Consider the following 19,807-nt stretch of genomic DNA (forward strand, 5'->3'; position numbering starts at 1 on the left):
GCTTTTAATGCTGGTACGAAGAGCCGGTGTGTTGCTCCGGTAGCTGCGCCGCTCCATGAAACAGCTTTTCGCGCAAGCTGCCGGTGTCGTACCCGGTCTTGTACGACCCGCGCCGCTGCAGCTCCGGAATTACCAGGTCAATGAAATCGACATAGCTCTCCGGCGTAACAATGCGGGTCAGGTTGAAGCCATCCAGGCCGGACTCGGCGATCCACGACTCCAGCTCATCCGCCACTTGCTCAGCCGAACCGACCACGGTGATGTAGCGACCACCAAGGGCGTGCTGTTCAAGCAACTTGCGCCTGGTCCAGTCGTTGTTTTGCAGGTTCTTGGTGGCCGACTGAATGGCGTTGCTCTTCACGTACTGGATCGGTTCGTCGATTTCGTACTGGGAAAAGTCGATGCCGGTCGACGCGGAAAAATGCGCCACGCCGGCCTCGGCGCTGGCGTAGCTCAGGTACTCGGCGTGCTTGGCCCATGCGGCCTCTTCGGTCGCACCGACGATCACGTTGAGGCCCATGAACACCTTGATGTCCTCAGGATTACGCCCCGCTTCAACAGCGCTGGCACGCACTTTGTCGACCTGAACTTTGGTCGACGGTTTGTTCTGGCCGCTGATGAACACACACTCGGCGTGACGCCCGGCGAAGAGCAAGCCGCGATCGGAACTGCCGGCCTGAAACAGCACTGGCGTGCGCTGCGGCGACGGCTCGCAGAGGTGATAACCCTCGACCTGATAGAACTCGCCCTTGTGCTCGACCTTGTGCACTTTTTCCGGGTCGGCGTAGATACGTTGCTGGCGGTCATTGAGCACCGCGCCGTTTTCCCAACTGCCTTCCCAGAGTTTGTAGAGCACTTCCAGGTACTCGTCGGCCTGGTCGTAGCGACGGTCATGTTCCACCTGTTCACTGAGGCCCATGGCTTTGGCGGCGCTGTCGAGATAACCGGTGACGATGTTCCAGCCAACACGACCACGGCTCAAATGATCCAGCGTCGACATGCGTCGGGCGAATAGATACGGCGGTTCATAAGTGAGATTTGCGGTCAGACCGAAACCGAGATTTTTGGTCACGGCAGCCATGGCTGAAACCAGCAGCAGCGGATCGTTGACCGGCAACTGGATCGACTCTTTCAGCGGTACGTCGACCGAGTTCTGATAGACGTCATACACGCCGACGATGTCGGCGATGAACAGCCCGTCGAAGAGTCCGCGTTCCAGCAACTGCGCCAGTTCAGTCCAGTATTCGATGGTGTTGTAGCGCGTCGAGGTGTCACGCGGATGCGTCCACAGACCATGGTTGATGTGGCCAATGCAGTTCATGTTGAACGCGTTGAGCAGGATCTTCTTTTTCGCGGCGCTCATCAGATCGTCCCTCGCAACGGAGGGTTTTCATCGTTGAGGTAGTAGTTGCCCACCGCGTGATATTTCCAGCGCACCGGGTCATGCAGCGTGTGTACGCGGGCATTGCGCCAGTGGCGGTCGAGGCCGTGTTCGATCAGAGTCGCTTGACTGCCGGCCAGTTCGAACAGCGTGCTGCCGGCGGCCAGGGAAATTTCGGTGCTGATGGCCCGTGCTTCGGCAACGGCAATGGATGCGGCGGCGACAGTCTCGACGTTGGTCTCGGCTTGCGCCGCGTCGAGGAATTCGCCAGCACGTTCAAGCAACGCCTCCGTGGCGTGCAGGCGAATGCTCAAGTGGCCGAAGCTTTTCAGCGTCAACGGATCTTCGGTGGCTTTGTCGTTGCCGGAATCGATCCATGGGCGTGTCTTGCTGCGTACGAAGTGCAGCGCGTCTTCGTAAGCGGCGCGGGCGATACCGGTGTCGATGGCGGCGTGAAGGATCTGCGCCAGAGGGCCGACAGTGGTTGGCCGTTCGAAGGCGCTTTGGAAGGGCAGCACGTCTGCAGCGGCGACGTAGACGTCTTCGAATACTACTGAACCGCTACCGGTGGTGCGTTGGCCGAAACCGCTCCAGTCGTCGATCACGGTCAGGCCTTGGCTGTCGCGCGGGACGAAGGCCAGTTGCTGCACGCCGTTTTCATCCACCACCGAAGTTGGAATGCGCTGGGCGTAAATCGCGCCGGTCGCATAGAACTTGCGGCCGTTGATGCGATAGCCCTCGCCGTCGCGTTTGAGACTGGTGACGCGGTCGTGAGCGGTTTTTGTGCCCAGTTCCGCCAGGGCATTACCGAAGCGCTGGCCGGCGAGAACCTCGGCGTACAGCCGTTGTTTCTGCGCGTGGCTGCCGTTCACCCGCAGCACTTCCAGTGCGTAGAAATGGTTCTGCGGAATCTGCCCGAGCGAGCCGTCAGCCTGAGCGATCAGGGCAATGATTTTGGCCAAAGTTACGTTGGACACGCCAGCGCCGCCGTATTCCTTGGGCACGCTTATGCCCCATAGACCGGAGCGGGAAAATACCTCGAGTTCCGGCAGTGGCAAGCGACGTTCACGGTCGCGCAGGGCGCTGTCGCGTTTGAAGTCTTCGGCCAGGTCGCTGGCGACGATCAGGGCTTGCTCATCGCTGGTGATGACCGCGACGTGATGGGAAAAAGTCATAGGTTTCTCCAGATGTCTGGTCGTCAGATCCAGGAATGGCGAGCCGGTAAAGTGCCGTTCAGGCGATAGGCGCCGACCGCGTGATATTTCCAGCGCACCGGGTCGTGCAGGGTGTGCACGCGGGCGTTGCGCCAATGGCGGTCGAGATTGAATTCGGCGAGGGTCGCGCGGCTGCCGGCCAGTTCGAAAAGCTTTTCGCTGGCGAGCAGTGAGATTTCAGTGGTCAACACTTTCGCTTCGGCGACGGCGATCGACGCACGCGCAGCGGATTCGGCAGTGAGCGGCGCGGCGTGCACTTGATCGAGCACTTGCCCGGCCTTGCGCAGCAGCGCTTCGGCGGCGTGCAGTTCGATTTTCAGTTTGCCGATGTCGGCGATCACATAGAGGTCATCGCTGGCGCGCTCGACCTTGGCGTCGATCCACGGCCGTGCGCGGGTTTTGACGAACTCGATGGCGTCATCAATGGCGCCACGGGCGATGCCGGCGTCAATTGCGGCTTGAATCAGCTGCGACACCGCGCCTTGGGTATTCGGGATCTCGTTGATCTTCCAGTTGTCGACAACCAGGCTGGATTCGACACGCACGTTGTTCAGCAAAATCGTACCGCTGGCGGTGGTGCGCTGACCGAAGCCCGACCAGTCATCAACGATGCGCAGCCCCGGCGTGCCGCGACGGACGAAGGCCAATACTTGCTTACCGTCATCGTTCAGCGCTTTCACTGCCACCCAATGCGCAAACAGTGCGCCGGTGGAATAGAACTTCTGGCCGTTGATCACGTAATCATCGCCATCGGCGGTGATCCGCGCCTTCAACTCCAGGGTGTTTTTGGTGCCGCGTTCCGGGCCGGCATTGCCGATGCGCCAGCCTTCCAGAACGCTCTGGAACAGCTGTTGTTTCTGCGCTTCGGTGGCGCTGCCGAGCACCAGATTGATGATGCCGAACTGGTTCTGCGGAATTTGCCCCAGCGCCGGGTCGGCGGCGGAAATGATCGCGAAAACTTCGGCCAATGTGACGAACGAAACCTGCGGGCCGCCGTATTCGCGCGGGATGGCAATGCTGCCCAGACCGCTGCGGGTGAACTGTTCGATTTCCGACCACGGCAGCTTGCGCTGGCGGTCGCGCTTGGCGGCCTGCACGCGGGCGACTTGCGCCAGCTCATGGGCGGCCTTGATGGCTTGGGCGTCGTTGCGCAACACCTGCGCGGGCAACAACAACGGGGCGATGTCCAGATCCGACTGGACGTTTGCGTCTGCCAGACTGGACATCAGTGCCGCTCCTTGGCTGCACGCAATGCCCTGGCGATCTGCACTGGGGTGATTGTGTTCCGGACCATACGACCTACCTCACATCTCATGAAAAACGCCGCAAAGTGCGGCGAATGAAAGAATGTCCGGTGGTCCGGTTCATATACCCTAAGCGTGTATAAAAATTAAATAAACTAACTTTTAGGAATATGCATAGAAGGGGTGATGGTCGGGTTGGTTAAGAGTTTCAAGTGAGGGGGCTCGCCCCCCGTCACCAGTAAGGCGCATCAGGCCTGGCGCGATTCGGCCGCCTTGAGTTCCTGCCTCAGAGGGACTTTCAGATACGGATTTACGCAGCCGATCTTCAAGGTGCGTGGCGGCGCCCAGCGTGAGTTGTTGCCGACCCGATCGAGAATGCAATACGTCACGTCCAGCCGCAGATCCTCGCCCGCTTCGACAATCACCGACGGTGGGACCCAGACCTGAATCGGCAAGCCGACATCTGCGGCGGTGATCGGTGCCAGATCCATGCGTACATCGCCCCAACGCAAGGTAATGGCGTCGTCCTCGGCCATGTTCAGGTAAGGCTCGATGGTCAGTGGCACACCGCGTTTGATCTGGTTCGGATTCACGCCTTGGCGGCGAATTGCGTCGGGGATGGTCACGGGTGCCAATTGCTGGTTTTCATCCGCGCTCAGCGCTGAAGGTTGCCCACCGGGGCAGTCCAGTTTGACTTGCACTCGCGTCGCCGCCGAAAACGCCGGCCCCTGACCGACCTGCATCACCCGGTAGTGAATGCGCGCAGTGCCGTTGGCGATGAAACTCTCCGGCACCCGCAGGCTGACTGCCGTGCCGACGTCACCGGTCGTCAGCACTCTGGAGGCGACATAGCATTTGTTCCAGAACAGCTCGATGAGGTCTCCGCTATCCATTTCGGGATAGGGCGCCACCTCGATCTGCAGATAGGCGGCGGCGGCCAGATTGATGCCGGTTTTTTGTGCTGGCGCGAGAATCGGCGCTGCCAGCTCGGGGGTGTGCGAAGTACGGGTCATCGATTTCTCTCCTTGAAGCCTTGCAGCGAAGTCCGTTTCTGAAAGAACAAAAGGCGTGAATAAACTGGCAATAAAACTTTAACTTTTATTCAAGTTGAATACGGGGTTGTTAAACTAAGTGGTGCCGGTCGTCGACTAGATAAGAGTGTGTTGGAGGGGGTGTCAATAGACGATGTTAGTTAATCGTGGAATTACGAATTAATCAGAAGTTTCCTACGCTGTTGTGGCGGTATGCCTAGGCGCCAAAGCGAAACAGACCACGGAACCTGGGTTTTTTATGGGGGTTTTGCGCTGATTTATTCGAATGCTGTCATGACGGGTGATAAGAGTTTCAGGCAGGCATCATCTGTTGCAGAACATATATATGTAATGCGTCAAACAAGGTTTTCAGGATGGGGTTTTGATAACTGATGACTTCCATCCTTGGAAGTTACCAATAACGCATTGAAGTGCTCAGGCGTGATTCAGAAACTTGCTGAGAAACTGTCGAGTGCGTTCTTCTTTCGGGTTGGCAAACAAGGCCTTGGCTTCGCCTTGTTCGACGATTATGCCTTTGTCGAAAAACACCACACGGTTGGCCACATCGCGAGCAAAGCCCATTTCGTGGGTGACGATCACCATGGTGCGTTTCTCTTCGGCCAGGCCGCGAATGGTCGCCAGCACTTCACCGACCAGTTCCGGGTCGAGAGCCGAAGTCGGCTCGTCGAACAGGATCACTTCCGGCTCCATCGCCAGCGCCCGGGCAATCGCCACGCGCTGTTGCTGACCACCCGAGAGACGACGCGGATAAGCGTCTTCCTTGCCAGCGAGCCCGACCTTTGCCATCAGCTTTTTGCCTAGAGCAACGGCCTCTTCGCGCGGCATCTTCTTGACCACGATCGGGCCTTCGATGACGTTCTCCAGCGCGGTGCGATGGGGGAACAGGTTGAAGTTCTGGAACACGAAGCCGACGTGCTGGCGCAGGTTGCGCACCAGCGCTTGCTGCTGGTTCAACGGGCGACTGGTATCGATCTCGATATCGCCGACCTTGATCCGGCCACTGGTGGGTTGTTCAAGGAAATTCAGGCAGCGCAGGAACGTCGTTTTCCCCGAACCGCTAGGGCCGATGATTGCCACAACCTCGCCTTCTTTCACCTCAAGATCGATGCCCTTGAGCACCTCTTGACCCTTGAACTGCTTTGTCAGTTTTTCCACGACAATCATGGGGTCAGGACTCCTGGTCGTGCCGATTGACCCGCTCTTCCAACTTGTTCTGGAAGTGCGCGAGCACCGAGGCCAGAATCCAGTAGAGCAGTGCGGCACTAAGGTACATGGTGAAAATTTCGAAGTTACGTGCGCTGATCAACTGCGCCTGACGTAACAACTCCGGCACCTGGATCGTGGCGGCCTGTGCAGTGTCCTTGACCAGTGAAATGAAGCTGTTGCCGAGCGCCGGTAATGCCGTACGCATCGCTTGCGGCAGGATGGCCCGCCGCAGGGTTTGCGCGCGGGTCATGCCAATGCTCGCAGCGGCTTCCCACTGACCGCGTTCGATCGAGCTGATCGAAGATCGCAGGATTTCACAAATGTAGGCCGCCATGTTCAGCGAAAGGCCGATCATGGCGGCCGGGATCGGATCGAGTTCGATCCCCACCTGTGGCAAGCCGAAATAGATCACGAACAGTTGCACCAGCAGCGGCGTGCCGCGAAAAAACGACACGTAGATGCGGGCAATCCAGTTCGCCACCTTGAAGCGCGACAGACGCATCAACGCCAGGCTGAAACCGAGCAGGAAGCCGAAGAACATGCCACCCAGGCTGAGGATGACAGTGAAGTACATGCCCTTGAGCAAAAAGGGCAAGGCCTCCCGTACGATTTGGAAAGTTGCTTCCATTATTTAGTGACGTCAGCGCTGAAGTATTTTTCCGAAAGCTTGGCCAGCGTGCCATCGGCGCGTAGCTTTTCGATAGCCTTGTTCACTGCAGCCAGCAGTTCAGGCTCGCCTTTGCGCAAGGTAACGCCAGCTTCCTGACGAGAGAACGGTTCGCCTGCGGCAGTGGTGTCCTTGGCTTTGCGCGCGTATTCCAGTGCGGCCAGACGGTCGATCAGGATGGCGTCGATACGGCCGACACGCAGGTCCTGGAATTTGGTCGGATCATCTTCATAGGTGCGCACGTCAGCGGTCGGCACGTTGGCTTTGACCCACTGCTCGTAGTTGGTGCCCAGGCCCACGCCGACTTTCTTGCCACCCAGATCGGCAGCGGATTTGATGTTCAGATCGGCGGCTTTCTTGGTCAGCACCAGCGCCTGAATCCCGGAAACGGTGTACGGCTCGGAGAAGTCATACTTCTTCTTGCGCTCTTCGGAAATGGTCACCTGGTTGATCACTGCATCCAGACGCTTGGACTCAAGCGCCGCGAGGATGCCATCCCACTTGGTCGTCTGCAGCTTGACCTTCACACCCAGCTCTTTGGCCAGCGCCTCAGAGAATTCAACTTCGAAGCCGGACAGCTTGCCGTCGGCATCAACGAAGCTGAACGGTGGGTAAGTGCCTTCCAGGCCGACGTTGATAACGCCTTTGTCCTTGATCTGTTGCAGCTGCTCACCGGCCACTGCCTGGCCGATCAGACCGGCGCTCAGCGCCAGGCCCAGCGAACCCACCAGCAGATTGCGACGTAGTGCGGAAAAATTCATGACGAGCCCCTGTGTTTTCTTATGGAAGACGCTTAAGGAAAGTTGGCGAATTTATGATTTCGACGACAGCGCTATCCTGCCTTAAAGCAGCTTATGCGTCTTGCGCGAAATTCGCCTGCGGCGAGACTATAGGATGTCTTCGTTAGACTTGAAAATACTTAATATCTAATTTGTTAGATCTAATATGTATATATGATCGTTCCCACGCTATGCGTGGGAACGCCTCAAGGGACGCTCCGCGTTCCAGCGTCGAAAGGACGCAGAGCGTCCCGGGCTGCATTCCCACGCAGAGCGTGGGAACGATCAGTCAGAGAAAGTCCTTATAGGCAAACAACGCCGGCGCGCCGCCGGTGTGCAAGAAAATGATCGGCCCCTCATCAAAGCGCTGACGCCCGATCCCGTCCAGCAACCCCGCCATCGCCTTGCCGGTATAAACCGGATCGAGCAACACCGCTTCCTGACTCGCCAACAACTTCACCGCCGCCAATGTCCCGGCATTCGGTTCGCCATAACGCGGGCCGAAATATTCATCCCACAACTCCACCTTGAAACTGGCCGGCAGTTCGACGCCGAGCAGATCCGCCGTGCGTTCGGCCAGTCCCTGAACCTTCGGTCGCTGGTCTTCTTCGCTGCGCGAGACGGTCACGCCAATCACCGGCAATTGCGGCAGCACTTCAGCCAAGGCCAAAGCTAGACCACTGTGAGTGCCGGCGCTGCCAGAGGCCAAAACCACAGCGGCGAAATCCAGACCGGTGTCCTTGATCTGCTCCGCCAGTTCCAGTCCGGCGCGCACGTAGCCCAGCGCACCGAGCGCATTCGAGCCTCCGATCGGCACCAGATACGGCTTCTTGCCGTTGCTGCGCAAACGCACGGCGAGGGCGGCGAGTTGTTCGTCGGCGTTGTCGAGGTTGTCGACCAGCTCGACCTTGGTGTCGAACAGATCCAGCAGCAGGCGATTGCCGTTGCCGGTGTAGTTGCTGTCATCGGTGCCGAGTGGATTTTCCAGCAACGCCACGCAGCCGAGACCGAGTTTGGCGGCCAGCGCAGCCGTTTGCCGAACGTGGTTCGATTGCAGCGCACCGGCGGTGATCAGTGTGTCGGCGCCTTGCGCGAGGGCGTCGGCGGCGAGGTATTCGAGTTTGCGCAGCTTGTTGCCGCCCATGGCCAGCGGCGTCAGGTCATCGCGCTTGATGTACACCTCGCGGCCGAGCCAGGACGACAGGCGTTCGAGTTTTTCCAGCGGCGTCGGATGGCCGAGCAGGTCGAGACGGTTAAAGCGATCCAGCTGTTGTTTAATCATGATTCCGTACTGGCGGAGAAAGATGAAAGGACTATAGGCACGCGATTTTGCAGGGGCAACCGCCAATCGCTTATAGCCAAATCGACTGAGCCCAGCACTATCGGTTCTTAATTCGCCTTCGTGAGCATGCCGTAAAGTAGGCGCCGTTGACGCGGCCAGATAGTCCGGCCGCCCGTGAGGAGTCTTTACCGTGAGCGAGCGTTCCAGCCATTGGCAATTGCAGACCATCGTCAGTCAACTGCGCAGCGCGCGGGATCAGTGGCGGGCACAGAACGGCCGGGCATCCGGCGAGCAGGGTGGTCGCGAGTTGCCGTCGCGGGCGGCGATGGCGGAGATTCTTGAAGCGCTGTGTGGTGCGTTGTTCCCGATGCGTCTGGGGCCGGTGGATCTGCGTGAAGAGAGTGAGGACTTTTACGTCGGCCATACCCTCGATGTCGCACTGAATGCGTTGCTGGCGCAGACCCGCCTCGAGCTGCGTTACGTTGCCCGGCACAGCGCCCAGGCCGACACTGAAGTCGAGGCCCGCGCGATCCAGATCGTGCAGGATTTCGCCCTCGCATTGCCGGGCCTTCGCACGCTGCTCGACACCGATGTGCTGGCGGCCTATCACGGTGACCCGGCGGCGCGCAGTGTCGATGAAGTGCTGCTGTGCTATCCGGGGATTCTGGCGGTGATTCACCATCGTCTGGCGCATCATTTGTATCGCGCCGGGTTGCCGTTGCTGGCGCGAATCAGCGCGGAAATCGCTCATTCGGCGACCGGTATCGATATCCATCCGGGTGCGCAGATCGGCCGTAGTTTCTTTATCGACCACGGCACGGGCGTGGTGATCGGCGAGACCGCGATCATTGGTGAGCGTGTGCGGATTTATCAGGCGGTAACGTTAGGGGCGAAGCGCTTCCCGGCGGATGAGGATGGGCAGTTGCAGAAGGGCCATCCGCGTCATCCGATTGTTGAGGATGATGTGGTGATTTATGCCGGGGCGACGATTCTCGGGCGGATCACCATTGGCAAGGGCTCGACCATTGGCGGCAATGTGTGGCTGACGAGGAGTGTGCCGGCGGGGTGCAATTTGACTCAGGCCAATTTGCAGCATGATGACGGGACGCAGAAGTAGGCCTCTAAATTTGCTTCGCGGCTGCTGACCTCTTCGCGAGCAAGCTCGCTCCCACAATGGAATGCATTTCAAATGTGGGAGCGAGCTTGCTCGCGAATGGTTTTCAGGCAAATCGAGATAATGGCCTTCAGCCAATTCTCCAGTGAACGAATACCCTCAAACCCACGTCATACCCCTCCTTGAGCTAGCGTAGGAAAACTACCGCCTAGCCGTACGATTAGTCCTTACCCCCCCATCCATGTTTAACTTGAACGTTCATTCAAGTTAAACCGGTGGTTCGCTGCCCGCTCACAACAGGAGGCTTGCCTTTGCTGAGTCCGATCATTTCAGCCACGTTTCAACCCCTTGAGGTGCACGTTTCATGAGTGCATCGTCCACCCCCGCCAGCGGTCTGGTGCGCATGAATCCGCCGGTGTTCTACTTCGCCGCGACGGTCATTCTGCTGTTTGGTCTCGTTGTCATCGCCATGCCTGAACAGGCCGGCGCCTGGTTACTGGAAGCGCAAAACTGGGCGGCCAACACGGTCGGCTGGTACTACATGCTCGCGATGACCCTGTATCTGGTCTTCGTGGTGGTCACCGCCTTATCTGGCTACGGCAAGATAAAACTCGGTGCCGACCACGACGAACCCGAATTCAGTTACCTGTCCTGGGCCGGCATGCTGTTCGCCGCCGGGATCAGCATCACGCTGTTCTTCTTCTGCGTCTCTGAACCGCTGACCCACATGCTGCAGCCGCCGCAAGGCGAGGCCGGCACGGCGGATGCGGCGCGTCAGGCGATGCAGATTCTGTTCTTGCACTGGGGCCTGCATGGCTGGGGCGTGTTCGCCTTCGTCGGCATGGCGTTGGCCTATTTCGCTTACCGTCACAACCTGCCGCTGGCCTTGCGTTCGGCGCTGTATCCGCTGATCGGCAAGCGCATCAACGGCCCGATCGGTTACGCGGTGGACGGCTTCGGCATCATCGCCACGGTGTTCGGTCTGGGTGCCGACATGGGCTTTGGCGTGCTGCACCTCAACTCCGGTCTCGACTACCTGTTCGGCATCGCTCACACCCAGTGGATTCAGGTCGGCCTGATTACGCTGATGATGGGCGCGGCGATCATCGTTGCGGTTTCCGGCGTCGATAAAGGCGTGCGGGTGATGTCCGACATCAACATGCTGCTGGCTTGTGCGCTGCTGCTGTTCGTGTTGTTCGCCGGGCCAACCCAGCATCTGCTCAATACCTTGATCCAGAACCTTGGCGACTACCTCGGCGCCTTGCCGATGAAGAGTTTCGACCTCTACGCCTACGACAAACCGAGCGACTGGCTCGGCGGCTGGACCGTGTTCTACTGGGCCTGGTGGATTGCATGGTCGCCGTTCGTGGGCCTGTTCATCGCACGGATTTCCCGTGGCCGCACCATCCGCGAATTCGTTTTCGGCGTGCTGTTGATTCCGCTCGGTTTCACCCTCGCGTGGATGTCGATCTTCGGCAACAGCGCCATCGATCAGGTACTTAACCACGGCATGAGCGCGCTGGGCATGTCGGCCCTCGACAACCCGTCGATGAGCATTTACCTGCTGCTGGAAACCTATCCATGGAGCAAAACCGTCATCGCCGTGACGGTGTTTATCAGCTTCGTATTCTTCGTCACCTCTGCCGACTCCGGCACTGTGGTGCTCTCGACCCTGTCGGCCAAGGGCGGTAGCCCGGACGAAGACGGGCCGAAATGGCTGCGGGTGTTCTGGGGCGCGATGACCGCGCTGATCACCAGCGCACTGCTGTTCTCCGGCAGTATCGATGCGCTGAAGTCAGCGGTGGTGCTGACCTCGTTGCCGTTCTCGCTGATTCTGCTGCTGATGATGTGGGGCCTGCACAAGGCGTTCTATCTGGAGTCGCAGAAACAGATCGCGCAATTGCATTCGCTGGCCCCGGTCTCCGGTTCGCGGCGCGGCACGGGCGGCTGGCGACAGCGCTTGAGTCAGGCTGTGCATTTCCCGTCGCGGGACGAGGTGTACCGCTTCATGGACACCACGGTGCGCCCGGCGATTGAAGAAGTGACGGCGGTGTTCGTCGAGAAAGGCCTCAACGTGGTCACCCAACCGGATCCGGCGAATGACAGCGTCAGCCTCGAAATCGGCCATGGCGATGCGCATCCGTTTATCTATCAGGTGCAAATGCGCGGCTACTTCACGCCGTCGTTCGCGCGGGGTGGCATGGGTTCGAAGCAGCTCAACAATCGTCGCTACTACCGCGCCGAAGTGCATTTGAGCGAGGGCAGTCAGGACTACGATCTGGTCGGCTACACCAAAGAGCAGATCATCAACGACATCCTCGATCAGTACGAACGCCATATGCAGTTCCTGCATCTGGTACGTTGATCGGCGGCTGGGCGCCGGGACGTTTTACGACTCGGCGCTCAGCACCATGAACAACACCATCGCCGCCATCGGCACGCCGAACACCGCACTGCCAATGGCTATTTCCGACCCCAGCGGCTCACCGGCGTGCACCACACCCACCGCGCCGTTAATCACCGTCAACGCCAGCCACAGCGCGGCGAAGCCGTAGGCCATGGTCTGGCGGCTGAAGCCGATACGCTCGCCGATGTACAGCATCAGCGCGAGCAGGACCAGGCCGAAGAAAATGATGATGGCGGTGTGCATGGGGCGTTCTGCCTGATGGAGGTGCAGTGTCGGGAAGAGCCCCTTCGCGAGCAGGCTCGCTCCCACAATGGATCTCGGCTGGACATAAATTTATGTACACAGGAAATCCCTGTGGGAGCGAGCCTGCTCGCGAAAGGGCCACCTCTGTGTCCTTTAGAGCATAGACAATCCGGCCCCTGCCATATTCATCAGGTACTTTCGCGTTCGATGACTTGGCACTGCAGCAGATTCAGCCGCTGCAATTCGTCGCTCGGCAATACCCCAAGGCTTTCCAGTACGCGGGTTGCAGCCAGTACGCCGATCTCCAGTGCCGGTGGTTTGATCGTGCTCAGGCTCGGCAGCAGCATCTCGGCGAAGGGGTAATCGCCGAAGCCGAGGACGGCGCAGTCTTCGGGGATTTTCAGGCCTGCGCGTTGCCCGGCGAGCAAGCCGCCGGCGGCGAGATTGTCGTTGGCGAAGATGATTGCATCGGGGCGCGGTGAGGCGTTCATCAGGGCGTCCATCGCCTGTTTGCCGGCTTCGAACGGTGCGCGATCGGCATCGGGTGCAAACACCCACGGCTTCAGACCGGATTCGCGCAGGGTCGCGGCATAGCCGTCACGGCGCTCCAGTGCGCTGAGGTCTCCCGGCGCACTGTTCTGCACGAAGGCGATACGTTGGTAGCCTTTTCCGAGTAGATATCGGGCGGCCGTCACGCCTACTTCAAAATGCGAAAAGCCGATCTGCATCGGTTCGCGATCCGGCTGGTAATCCCAGGTTTCAATCACCGGAATATCCGCCTCGGCGATCATCTTTTCCGTACCCGCACTGTGAAAGTGACTGGTCAGCACCAGCGCTGCTGGCGACCAGCCGAGAAACGCACGTACGGCGTTTTCTTCTTGTTCAGTGCTGAAGTAACTCGACGCCAGCAACAGCTGATAGCCATGGCGGCTAAGCGTATCGCTGAAGCCTTGAATGGTATTGGCGAAGATCGGCCCGGAGATGTTCGGGATCACCATGCCGACGATTTTCCCCCGCGCCGAGGCCAGCCCACCGGCCACCAGATTCGGCACGTAACCCAACTGTGCCACCACCGCCGCAATCCGTTCGCGACGTTCGGGCGAAACCTGCTCGGGCTGATTGAAATAGCGCGACACGGTAATCGCCGAAACCCCAGCCTCACGTGCCACCGCATTCAGGGTCACACGTCCGGCGCCACGGCGTTTGCGCTGTTTCTCTTCGCTCAAGGCTCGATCCTTCTTAAAAACCAAATCGCATATAAAAGTAATTTTTCAGTATTGGACGCTCTATGTACGGCTTGCCAATACTGTCGATGGTAGCGCTAACAAAGCGCGCTGTCTGCTACTCGCTCGAGCGAATGCCCAAGACACCGATTCAGGCGCTGTCGTCGCAGAACGGCAGCGGTTAAGGGCCAATTTCGAGCGGGCAGAGCATGCACAATATTCCTGGGGCGACACACACACTGGCGCAGTCGATTCGCGCCGCAGGCTGGTTATTCACGGGATTGGCGGCGCTGCCGCTGCCCAATGCCTTCGCCGCTGATAGCAGCGAGCAAGAGCTGACACTGAAGTCGGTGACCGTCACCGCTACTCGCCGCGAAGAGTCGTTGCAAAAAGTACCGGTCGCGGTTTCGGTCATCGATGGCGAACAACTGGAGCGCGACAACCGCAACGGCGTAGCGAGCATCGTCCAGCAAGTGCCGTCGCTGAACTTCCGCACCGGCGCGTCGAACAAAGACACCTCGCTGTTCGTGCGCGGCGTCGGCACGATTTCCACCTCGCCGGGCGTCGAGCCGACTGTGGCCACGGTGATCGACGGCGTGGTCTACGCGCGTCCCGGCCAATCCACTCTCGACTTGCTGGATCTGGAGCGCGTCGAAGTATTGCGCGGCCCACAGGGCACACTGTTCGGCAAAAACGCCTCGGCCGGTGTACTCAACATCACCAGCAAAGCACCGACCGCCGAAACCCACGGTTACATCGACCAGTCGTACTACAGCGGCAACGAAAGTCGCACCCGATTCGGCATTGGCGGCAGCCTGATTCCGGAGACGTTGAAAGGCTCGATCAGCACCCTGTTCGGCAGCTACGACGGTAACGTCGACAACCAACACAACGGTCAGGAGGTCAACGGCTACAACCATCGCGGCGTACGCGGCAAACTCGAATTCACTCCGAATGACGACGTCACTTTCACGCTGATCGCCGACTACATGCAGTCCCACGACGACGGCCCCAACGGCGTGGTCAGCAAGTCGCTGACCCCGGCCTTCGCCAATGCGCTAAGCCCGGTCAATGCGAGCAGCCACAACCGTGACATCAACACCGACACCCGTTCACACGTCGAGGACATCAACAAAGGTTTGTCCGGCCAGCTCGACTGGCAACTGGGCGATTACACGCTGACATCGATCACCGCATGGCGTGGCTGGGACAATACGCAGTATCAGGATGGCGACCGTCTCGGCACGGTAACCGCAGCGTTTCCGGGCACCGCGGACAAGGGCGATCTGGCCTTCGATCAATACTCGCAAGAGCTGCGTCTGGCTTCACCGAAGGGTGAGTTCCTCGAATACGTCGGTGGCCTGTTCTACATGCACGGCAAGGACGACGAGACGTATCAGCGCACGCTGACAACGACCACGCGCAGCGACCGTGGCGTCGCCAATTACAGCACCACCAGCGACAGTTATGCCGTGTTCGGCGAGAGCACACTGAACTTCACCTCCGACTTTCGCGGCATCGCCGGCCTGCGCTACACCCACGATGATCTCGAATACGATCACCGCCGCGTCTCGACTTCGGCGACCACGGTCAGCGGCATTCAACCGGCCACCAGCAGTTCCGGTTCAGTGGACGAAGACGGTTGGTCCGGCCGCCTCGGTGTGCAATACGACTTGAGCGATGCGGTCACCACTTACTTGACCTACTCGCGCGGCTACAAAGGCCCGGCCTACAACGTGTTCTTCAACATGCAGCCGCGCGATACTGAAGCGCTGAAACCGGAGACCTCGAACACCTGGGAGGCGGGCATCAAAGCCACGTCCTGGAACAATCGCCTGACCACCAACCTCGCGGTATTCCACAGCGAGTACGACAACTATCAGGCGAACTTCTTCGACACCGTCGCCGGCCAGGTCGTAACGCGTCTGATCAACGCCGGCAGCGTCAGCACCGAAGGCGTCGAACTCGACTACGCCTTGCAGGCGACCCAGCAATTGAAGCTGTCCGGCGCACTGGCGTACACCCGCGCGCGCATCGACGAGTTCGCCTGCCCGGCGGGCGCGGCGGCGTCGTGCAACGTCAACGGCAAACCGCTGCCGTTCAGTCCGGACTGGAAAAGCTACGTACGCGCCGACTACAGCATCCCGCTGGATAACGGCCTTGATATCGAACTCGGCACCGATTACAGCTGGCAGAGCGAAGTGCAGTACGACATCAGCCAGAACGTCGACACCAAGCAGGGCGCCTACGGTCTGTGGAACGCCAGTGTTGCGCTGGCCGATTACAGCAATGGCTGGCGCGTGGCACTGCTGGGCAAAAACCTCACCGACAAATCTTATTCGCCATTGCTTGCCAGCGGCGGTAACTACATTTATCGCGCCGTGCCCCGGGATGACGAGCGCTATTTTGGCGTGCAACTGCGCAAGGATTTCTGAGATGAGCAGACAGTTGAAACTCGGCGCATTCCTCATGGCCACCGGGCACCACGTGGCGGCGTGGCGTCATCCTGAGGTGCCGGCCAATGCGGGACTGGATTTCGCCCATTACAAGCGGCTGGCGCAGATTGCCGAGGCGGCGAAGTTCGATGCGTTGTTTGTTGCTGACAGTGTTGCCGCGCCGACCCAGGACATCGCCAGTCGCATGGCGCGCTCCGATCACTTTGAACCGTTGACGTTGCTCTCTGCACTGAGTGCAGTGACCGAACACATAGGCCTGATCGCCACGGCCACCACCAGCTACAACGAGCCGTATCACGTGGCGCGCAAATTCGCTTCGCTCGATCACCTGTCGGGTGGGCGCGCGGGGTGGAATCTGGTGACGTCGGACAATGCTGCCGAAGCGCTGAATTTCGGGCGTGACGAACACATCGGCCACGCCGAACGCTACAGCCGAGCCCGCGAGTTTCATCAGGTGGTGACCGGGCTTTGGGACAGCTGGGAGGATGATGCCTTCATTCGCGACAAGGCCAGCGGGGCGTATTACGACCCTGCGAAATTGCACGTGCTGGATCACGTCGGCGACCACTTCCGGGTCAAAGGCCCGCTGAACGTCGCGCGTTCACCGCAGGGGCAACCGGTGATCGTGCAGGCCGGTTCTTCCGAAACCGGGCGCGAATTGGCAGCGCAGACCGCTGAGGTGGTGTTCACCGCGCAGACCTCTCTGGCCAACGCTCAGGCGTTCTACGCCGACCTCAAAGCACGTTTGCCCAAGTACGGTCGCAGCGCCGATGCACTGAAAATCATGCCCGGGGTTTTCGTCGTGGTCGGCGGCACCGAAGCCGAAGCGCGGGAAAAATGTGAAACGTTTCAGCAATTAGTCGAACCCGAGGTTGGCGTCGCCTTGCTTGGGCGTATGCTGGGCAACTTCGATTTGTCGAAGTACCCGCTGGACGGGCCGTTGCCGGACTTGCCGCTGACGGAAAGCGGTCAGCAGAGCCGTCAGAAACTGCTCACTGAGCTGGCGGGGCGGGAGAACCTGAGCCTTGTCGAACTGGGGCGCAAGATTGCTGGCGGACGCGGGCATTACAGCCTGGTCGGTACGCCGCAGCAGATCGCTGATCGCTTGCAGGAATGGTTCGAACAGGGCGCTGCGGACGGCTTCAACGTGCTGGTGCCGCACCTGCCGGGCGGACTTGAAGACTTTGCCAATGGCGTGGTCCCGGAACTGCAACGGCGTGGGCTGTTCAGAACGGAGTATGAGGGCCGGACGTTGCGCGAGAACCTTGGCCTGGCCCGACCCGGCAATCGATTTGTGTAACACCCTTCGCGAGCAAGCTCGCTCCCACAGGAGACTGCATTCCAATATGGGAGCGAGCTTGCTCGCGAAGCAGTCGACACCCATTTCAAGACAGACAAGAGAGGATTCGATGACTTACACCGCTGCCGAAAACCGCTATGACTCCATCCCTTACCGCCGCGTCGGGCGCAGCGGTCTGGTGCTGCCGGCGTTGTCGCTGGGCCTGTGGCATAACTTCGGTGACAGCACGCCGATCGACACTCAGCGCGCCTTGTTGCGCACCGCGTTCGACCTGGGCATCAACCACTTCGACCTGGCCAACAACTACGGCCCGCCCTACGGCAGCGCCGAGACTAATTTCGGCCGCTTGCTGCGCGAAGACTTCAAGCAGTATCGCGACGAGCTGATCATCTCCAGCAAGGCCGGTTGGGACATGTGGCCTGGCCCTTACGGTCAGGGCGGCGGTTCGCGCAAATACGTGCTGGCCAGCCTCGACCAGAGCCTGCAACGCCTGGGTCTCGACTATGTGGATATCTTCTATTCGCACCGCTTCGACCCGGACACCCCGCTGGAAGAAACCGCCAGTGCCCTCGCCACCGCCGTGCAGCAGGGCAAGGCGTTGTACATCGGCATCTCGTCGTATTCCGGGGTGAAAACCCGTGAGATCGCTGCATTGCTGAAAGAGTGGAAAGTACCGCTGCTGATTCATCAGCCGGCGTATAACTTGCTCAATCGTTGGGTGGAAAAAGACCTGCTCGATACTACCGATGAACTCGGTACGGGCGTGATCGCTTTCACTCCGCTGGCGCAAGGTCTGCTCACCGACAAGTACCTCAACGGCGTACCGGCAGATGCGCGGGTCAATCGTCCGGGCGGTGGTTCGTTGCAGGCTTCGCACCTGTCAGACGCCAACATTGCTCACGTGCGCGCGTTGAACGAGATCGCCAAGCGCCGTGGTCAGAGCCTGGCGCAACTGGCGCTGGCGTGGACGCTGCGTGATCCGAGAGTGACTTCTGCGCTGATTGGTGCGAGCCGGCCGGAGCAGATTATCGAGAACGTCGGGGCGTTGAAGAATTTGAGCTTCAGTGCTGAAGAGTTGGCGGAGATTGACCGGTTTGCCCAGGAGGGCGGGATCAATCTTTGGGAGAAGCCTTCGACGGCGGAGTAAGTCACCCTCACCCCAGCCCTCTCCCTGAGGGAGAGGGAGCCGACCGAGGTGTCTTGCGCCATACATCGACCTGAAATACCGAGTCGATTATGGGTTCAGCAAAGCAATATCAAGTCGGCGTACCTCCAAAGCATCCCCCAATCAGTCCCCTCTCCCTCCGGGAGAGGGTTAGGGTGAGGGGCTTTTGGCTTTAAAAGGGCTCAACGAAAAAACGGCACATCCCCCAACACCGTCGCCCGCTGCATCACCCGCCGCGCCGGCCGATAATCATCCACCGCGTAATGCTGCGTCACGCGGTTGTCCCAGAACGCAATATCGTCCTGCTGCCAACGCCAGCGAATGGTGAATTCCGGCCGCGTCGCATGGGCGAACAGAAACTTCAGAATCGCCTCGCTCTCGGTTTCCGACAGCTCATTGATCTTCGACGTAAACCCTTCATTGACGAACAACGACCGCCGCCCGCTGACCGGATGCGTACGAATCACCGGGTGTGACAGCGGTGGATTCTTGCGTCGCGCCTCTTCCCACTGCGCCAACGCTTCCGGCGTATTGCCGTAGCGTTCCAGCGGAAACGAGCGAGTGAAATCATGGGTCGCGGTCAGCCCCTCAAGCAAGCCTTTCATCGGCGCCGACAGCGCTTCATACGCAGCAATCCCGCTGGCCCACAACGTGTCGCCACCGAACTCCGGCAGCAACTTGGCGCTGAGCACTGCGCCCATCGCCGGGGTCGGCAGGAAGGTCACGTCGGTGTGCCAGATCGCGTTGTCACGCACGTCGGTGACGGCGGTGTCGAGAATCAGCACTTCCGGTTGTTCCGGCACGTTCGGGTAGATCGGATGAATGTGCAGGTCACCAAAGTACGCAGCGAAACGTGCCTGTTGCGGCGGCTCGATTGGCTGATTGCGGAAGAATAAAACCTGATATTTGAGCAACGCTTGCTCGATCGCGTCGCGGTGTTCCAGGCTCAATGGCTGGCTGATGTCGACGCCGCTGATCTGCGCGCCGAGGGCTGAGCTTAATGGGGTGATGTGCAGGCTGCTCATGGTCTTTCTCTTCGAATTCGGGATTCAAGCTTTTTTAGGAGTGAGCCTG

The 19,807-nt window shown here is 59.6% G+C and carries 16 protein-coding genes; 5 read left to right on the top strand and 11 right to left on the bottom strand.

Going from position 1 to position 19,807, the window contains the following annotated elements; all coding sequences use genetic code 11:
- Nucleotides 1–4 precede the first annotated feature (4 nt).
- The 8 genes from L8H52_RS28340 to L8H52_RS28375 all read right to left on the bottom strand — a co-directional run bounded on the left by L8H52_RS28340 (nucleotide 5) and on the right by L8H52_RS28375 (nucleotide 8,825).
- A complete protein-coding gene (locus L8H52_RS28340) occupies nucleotides 5–1,363 on the bottom strand; it encodes an LLM class flavin-dependent oxidoreductase (protein ID WP_242209830.1) in 1,359 nt (452 codons plus the stop codon).
- Nucleotides 1,363–2,556: an SfnB family sulfur acquisition oxidoreductase gene (locus L8H52_RS28345; protein WP_242209831.1), complete on the bottom strand. Its 1,194-nt coding sequence runs from the start codon at nucleotides 2,554–2,556 to the stop codon at nucleotides 1,363–1,365. Before L8H52_RS28345 ends, L8H52_RS28340 begins: the two co-directional genes overlap by 1 nt.
- 23 nt (nucleotides 2,557–2,579) lie before the next feature.
- Nucleotides 2,580–3,821: an SfnB family sulfur acquisition oxidoreductase gene (locus L8H52_RS28350; RefSeq protein WP_242209832.1), complete on the bottom strand. Its 1,242-nt coding sequence runs from the start codon at nucleotides 3,819–3,821 to the stop codon at nucleotides 2,580–2,582.
- Between the two features lie 266 nt (nucleotides 3,822–4,087).
- A complete protein-coding gene (locus L8H52_RS28355) occupies nucleotides 4,088–4,852 on the bottom strand; it encodes a hypothetical protein (protein WP_242209833.1) in 765 nt (254 codons plus the stop codon).
- A 453-nt stretch (nucleotides 4,853–5,305) separates the two neighbouring features.
- Nucleotides 5,306–6,055 carry an L-cystine ABC transporter ATP-binding protein TcyN gene (gene tcyN / locus L8H52_RS28360; RefSeq protein ID WP_242209834.1) on the bottom strand — a complete coding sequence of 250 codons (750 nt, stop codon included), beginning with the start codon at nucleotides 6,053–6,055 and terminating at the stop codon, nucleotides 5,306–5,308.
- Between the two features lie 4 nt (nucleotides 6,056–6,059).
- Entirely contained in the window at nucleotides 6,060–6,725 is a 666-nt protein-coding gene (gene tcyL / locus L8H52_RS28365) for a cystine ABC transporter permease (protein WP_242209835.1), read from the bottom strand.
- Nucleotides 6,725–7,525 carry a cystine ABC transporter substrate-binding protein gene (gene tcyJ / locus L8H52_RS28370; RefSeq protein WP_095047088.1) on the bottom strand — a complete coding sequence of 267 codons (801 nt, stop codon included), beginning with the start codon at nucleotides 7,523–7,525 and terminating at the stop codon, nucleotides 6,725–6,727. The genes tcyL and tcyJ overlap by 1 nt, the downstream gene beginning before the upstream one ends.
- Nucleotides 7,526–7,832: 307 nt before the next feature.
- Nucleotides 7,833–8,825, bottom strand: a complete 993-nt coding sequence (locus L8H52_RS28375) for a D-cysteine desulfhydrase (RefSeq protein ID WP_242209836.1) — start codon at nucleotides 8,823–8,825, stop codon at nucleotides 7,833–7,835.
- Nucleotides 8,826–9,015: 190 nt separating this feature from the next.
- Between L8H52_RS28375 and epsC the strand changes: the two genes are divergently transcribed.
- Nucleotides 9,016–9,942 (top strand): serine O-acetyltransferase EpsC, encoded by a 927-nt coding sequence (epsC, locus tag L8H52_RS28380; RefSeq protein ID WP_016983653.1) that lies wholly within the window; start codon nucleotides 9,016–9,018, stop codon nucleotides 9,940–9,942.
- Between the two features lie 400 nt (nucleotides 9,943–10,342).
- A complete protein-coding gene (gene betT, locus L8H52_RS28385) occupies nucleotides 10,343–12,304 on the top strand; it encodes a choline transporter BetT (RefSeq protein WP_191626939.1) in 1,962 nt (653 codons plus the stop codon).
- A gap of 24 nt (nucleotides 12,305–12,328) precedes the next feature.
- On the opposite strand, the gene L8H52_RS28390 is transcribed toward betT, so the two are convergent.
- Complete coding sequence (locus L8H52_RS28390; RefSeq protein WP_242209837.1) at nucleotides 12,329–12,589, bottom strand: hypothetical protein; 261 nt, start codon at nucleotides 12,587–12,589, stop codon at nucleotides 12,329–12,331.
- Nucleotides 12,590–12,777: 188 nt separating this feature from the next.
- Nucleotides 12,778–13,815, bottom strand: coding sequence for a LacI family DNA-binding transcriptional regulator (locus tag L8H52_RS28395; RefSeq protein WP_242209838.1), 1,038 nt, complete (start codon nucleotides 13,813–13,815; stop codon nucleotides 12,778–12,780).
- Between the two features lie 206 nt (nucleotides 13,816–14,021).
- Between L8H52_RS28395 and L8H52_RS28400 the strand changes: the two genes are divergently transcribed.
- The 3 genes from L8H52_RS28400 (at nucleotide 14,022) to mgrA (ending at nucleotide 18,715) form a co-directional block, all read left to right on the top strand.
- A complete protein-coding gene (locus tag L8H52_RS28400) occupies nucleotides 14,022–16,247 on the top strand; it encodes a TonB-dependent receptor (RefSeq protein ID WP_242209839.1) in 2,226 nt (741 codons plus the stop codon).
- A gap of 1 nt (nucleotide 16,248) precedes the next feature.
- Nucleotides 16,249–17,568 carry an LLM class flavin-dependent oxidoreductase gene (locus tag L8H52_RS28405; RefSeq protein WP_242209840.1) on the top strand — a complete coding sequence of 440 codons (1,320 nt, stop codon included), beginning with the start codon at nucleotides 16,249–16,251 and terminating at the stop codon, nucleotides 17,566–17,568.
- Between the two features lie 109 nt (nucleotides 17,569–17,677).
- Nucleotides 17,678–18,715: an L-glyceraldehyde 3-phosphate reductase gene (gene mgrA / locus L8H52_RS28410; protein WP_242209841.1), complete on the top strand. Its 1,038-nt coding sequence runs from the start codon at nucleotides 17,678–17,680 to the stop codon at nucleotides 18,713–18,715.
- A 200-nt stretch (nucleotides 18,716–18,915) separates the two neighbouring features.
- Here the strand turns inward: mgrA and tauD are convergent, their stop codons facing one another.
- Nucleotides 18,916–19,758: a taurine dioxygenase gene (gene tauD / locus L8H52_RS28415; RefSeq protein ID WP_242209842.1), complete on the bottom strand. Its 843-nt coding sequence runs from the start codon at nucleotides 19,756–19,758 to the stop codon at nucleotides 18,916–18,918.
- Nucleotides 19,759–19,807: the final 49 nt, after the last annotated feature.

It is taken from the genome of Pseudomonas sp. CROZ-RG-20F-R04-15, assembly GCF_022662375.1.
GTDB lineage: Bacteria > Pseudomonadota > Gammaproteobacteria > Pseudomonadales > Pseudomonadaceae > Aquipseudomonas.

What these genes read in the sequence shown, in the direction of transcription:
- L8H52_RS28340 (WP_242209830.1), bottom strand. Translation starts at nt 1,363, where the DNA reads ATGAGCGCCGCGAAAAAGAAGATCCTGCTCAACGCGTTCAACATGAAC.
- L8H52_RS28345 (WP_242209831.1), bottom strand. Translation starts at nt 2,556, where the DNA reads ATGACTTTTTCCCATCACGTCGCGGTCATCACCAGCGATGAGCAAGCC.
- L8H52_RS28350 (WP_242209832.1), bottom strand. Translation starts at nt 3,821, where the DNA reads ATGTCCAGTCTGGCAGACGCAAACGTCCAGTCGGATCTGGACATCGCC.
- L8H52_RS28355 (WP_242209833.1), bottom strand. Translation starts at nt 4,852, where the DNA reads ATGACCCGTACTTCGCACACCCCCGAGCTGGCAGCGCCGATTCTCGCG.
- tcyN (WP_242209834.1), bottom strand. Translation starts at nt 6,055, where the DNA reads ATGATTGTCGTGGAAAAACTGACAAAGCAGTTCAAGGGTCAAGAGGTG.
- tcyL (WP_242209835.1), bottom strand. Translation starts at nt 6,725, where the DNA reads ATGGAAGCAACTTTCCAAATCGTACGGGAGGCCTTGCCCTTTTTGCTC.
- tcyJ (WP_095047088.1), bottom strand. Translation starts at nt 7,525, where the DNA reads ATGAATTTTTCCGCACTACGTCGCAATCTGCTGGTGGGTTCGCTGGGC.
- L8H52_RS28375 (WP_242209836.1), bottom strand. Translation starts at nt 8,825, where the DNA reads ATGATTAAACAACAGCTGGATCGCTTTAACCGTCTCGACCTGCTCGGC.
- betT (WP_191626939.1), top strand. Translation starts at nt 10,343, where the DNA reads ATGAATCCGCCGGTGTTCTACTTCGCCGCGACGGTCATTCTGCTGTTT.
- L8H52_RS28390 (WP_242209837.1), bottom strand. Translation starts at nt 12,589, where the DNA reads ATGCACACCGCCATCATCATTTTCTTCGGCCTGGTCCTGCTCGCGCTG.
- L8H52_RS28400 (WP_242209839.1), top strand. Translation starts at nt 14,022, where the DNA reads ATGCACAATATTCCTGGGGCGACACACACACTGGCGCAGTCGATTCGC.
- L8H52_RS28405 (WP_242209840.1), top strand. Translation starts at nt 16,249, where the DNA reads ATGAGCAGACAGTTGAAACTCGGCGCATTCCTCATGGCCACCGGGCAC.
- mgrA (WP_242209841.1), top strand. Translation starts at nt 17,678, where the DNA reads ATGACTTACACCGCTGCCGAAAACCGCTATGACTCCATCCCTTACCGC.
- tauD (WP_242209842.1), bottom strand. Translation starts at nt 19,758, where the DNA reads ATGAGCAGCCTGCACATCACCCCATTAAGCTCAGCCCTCGGCGCGCAG.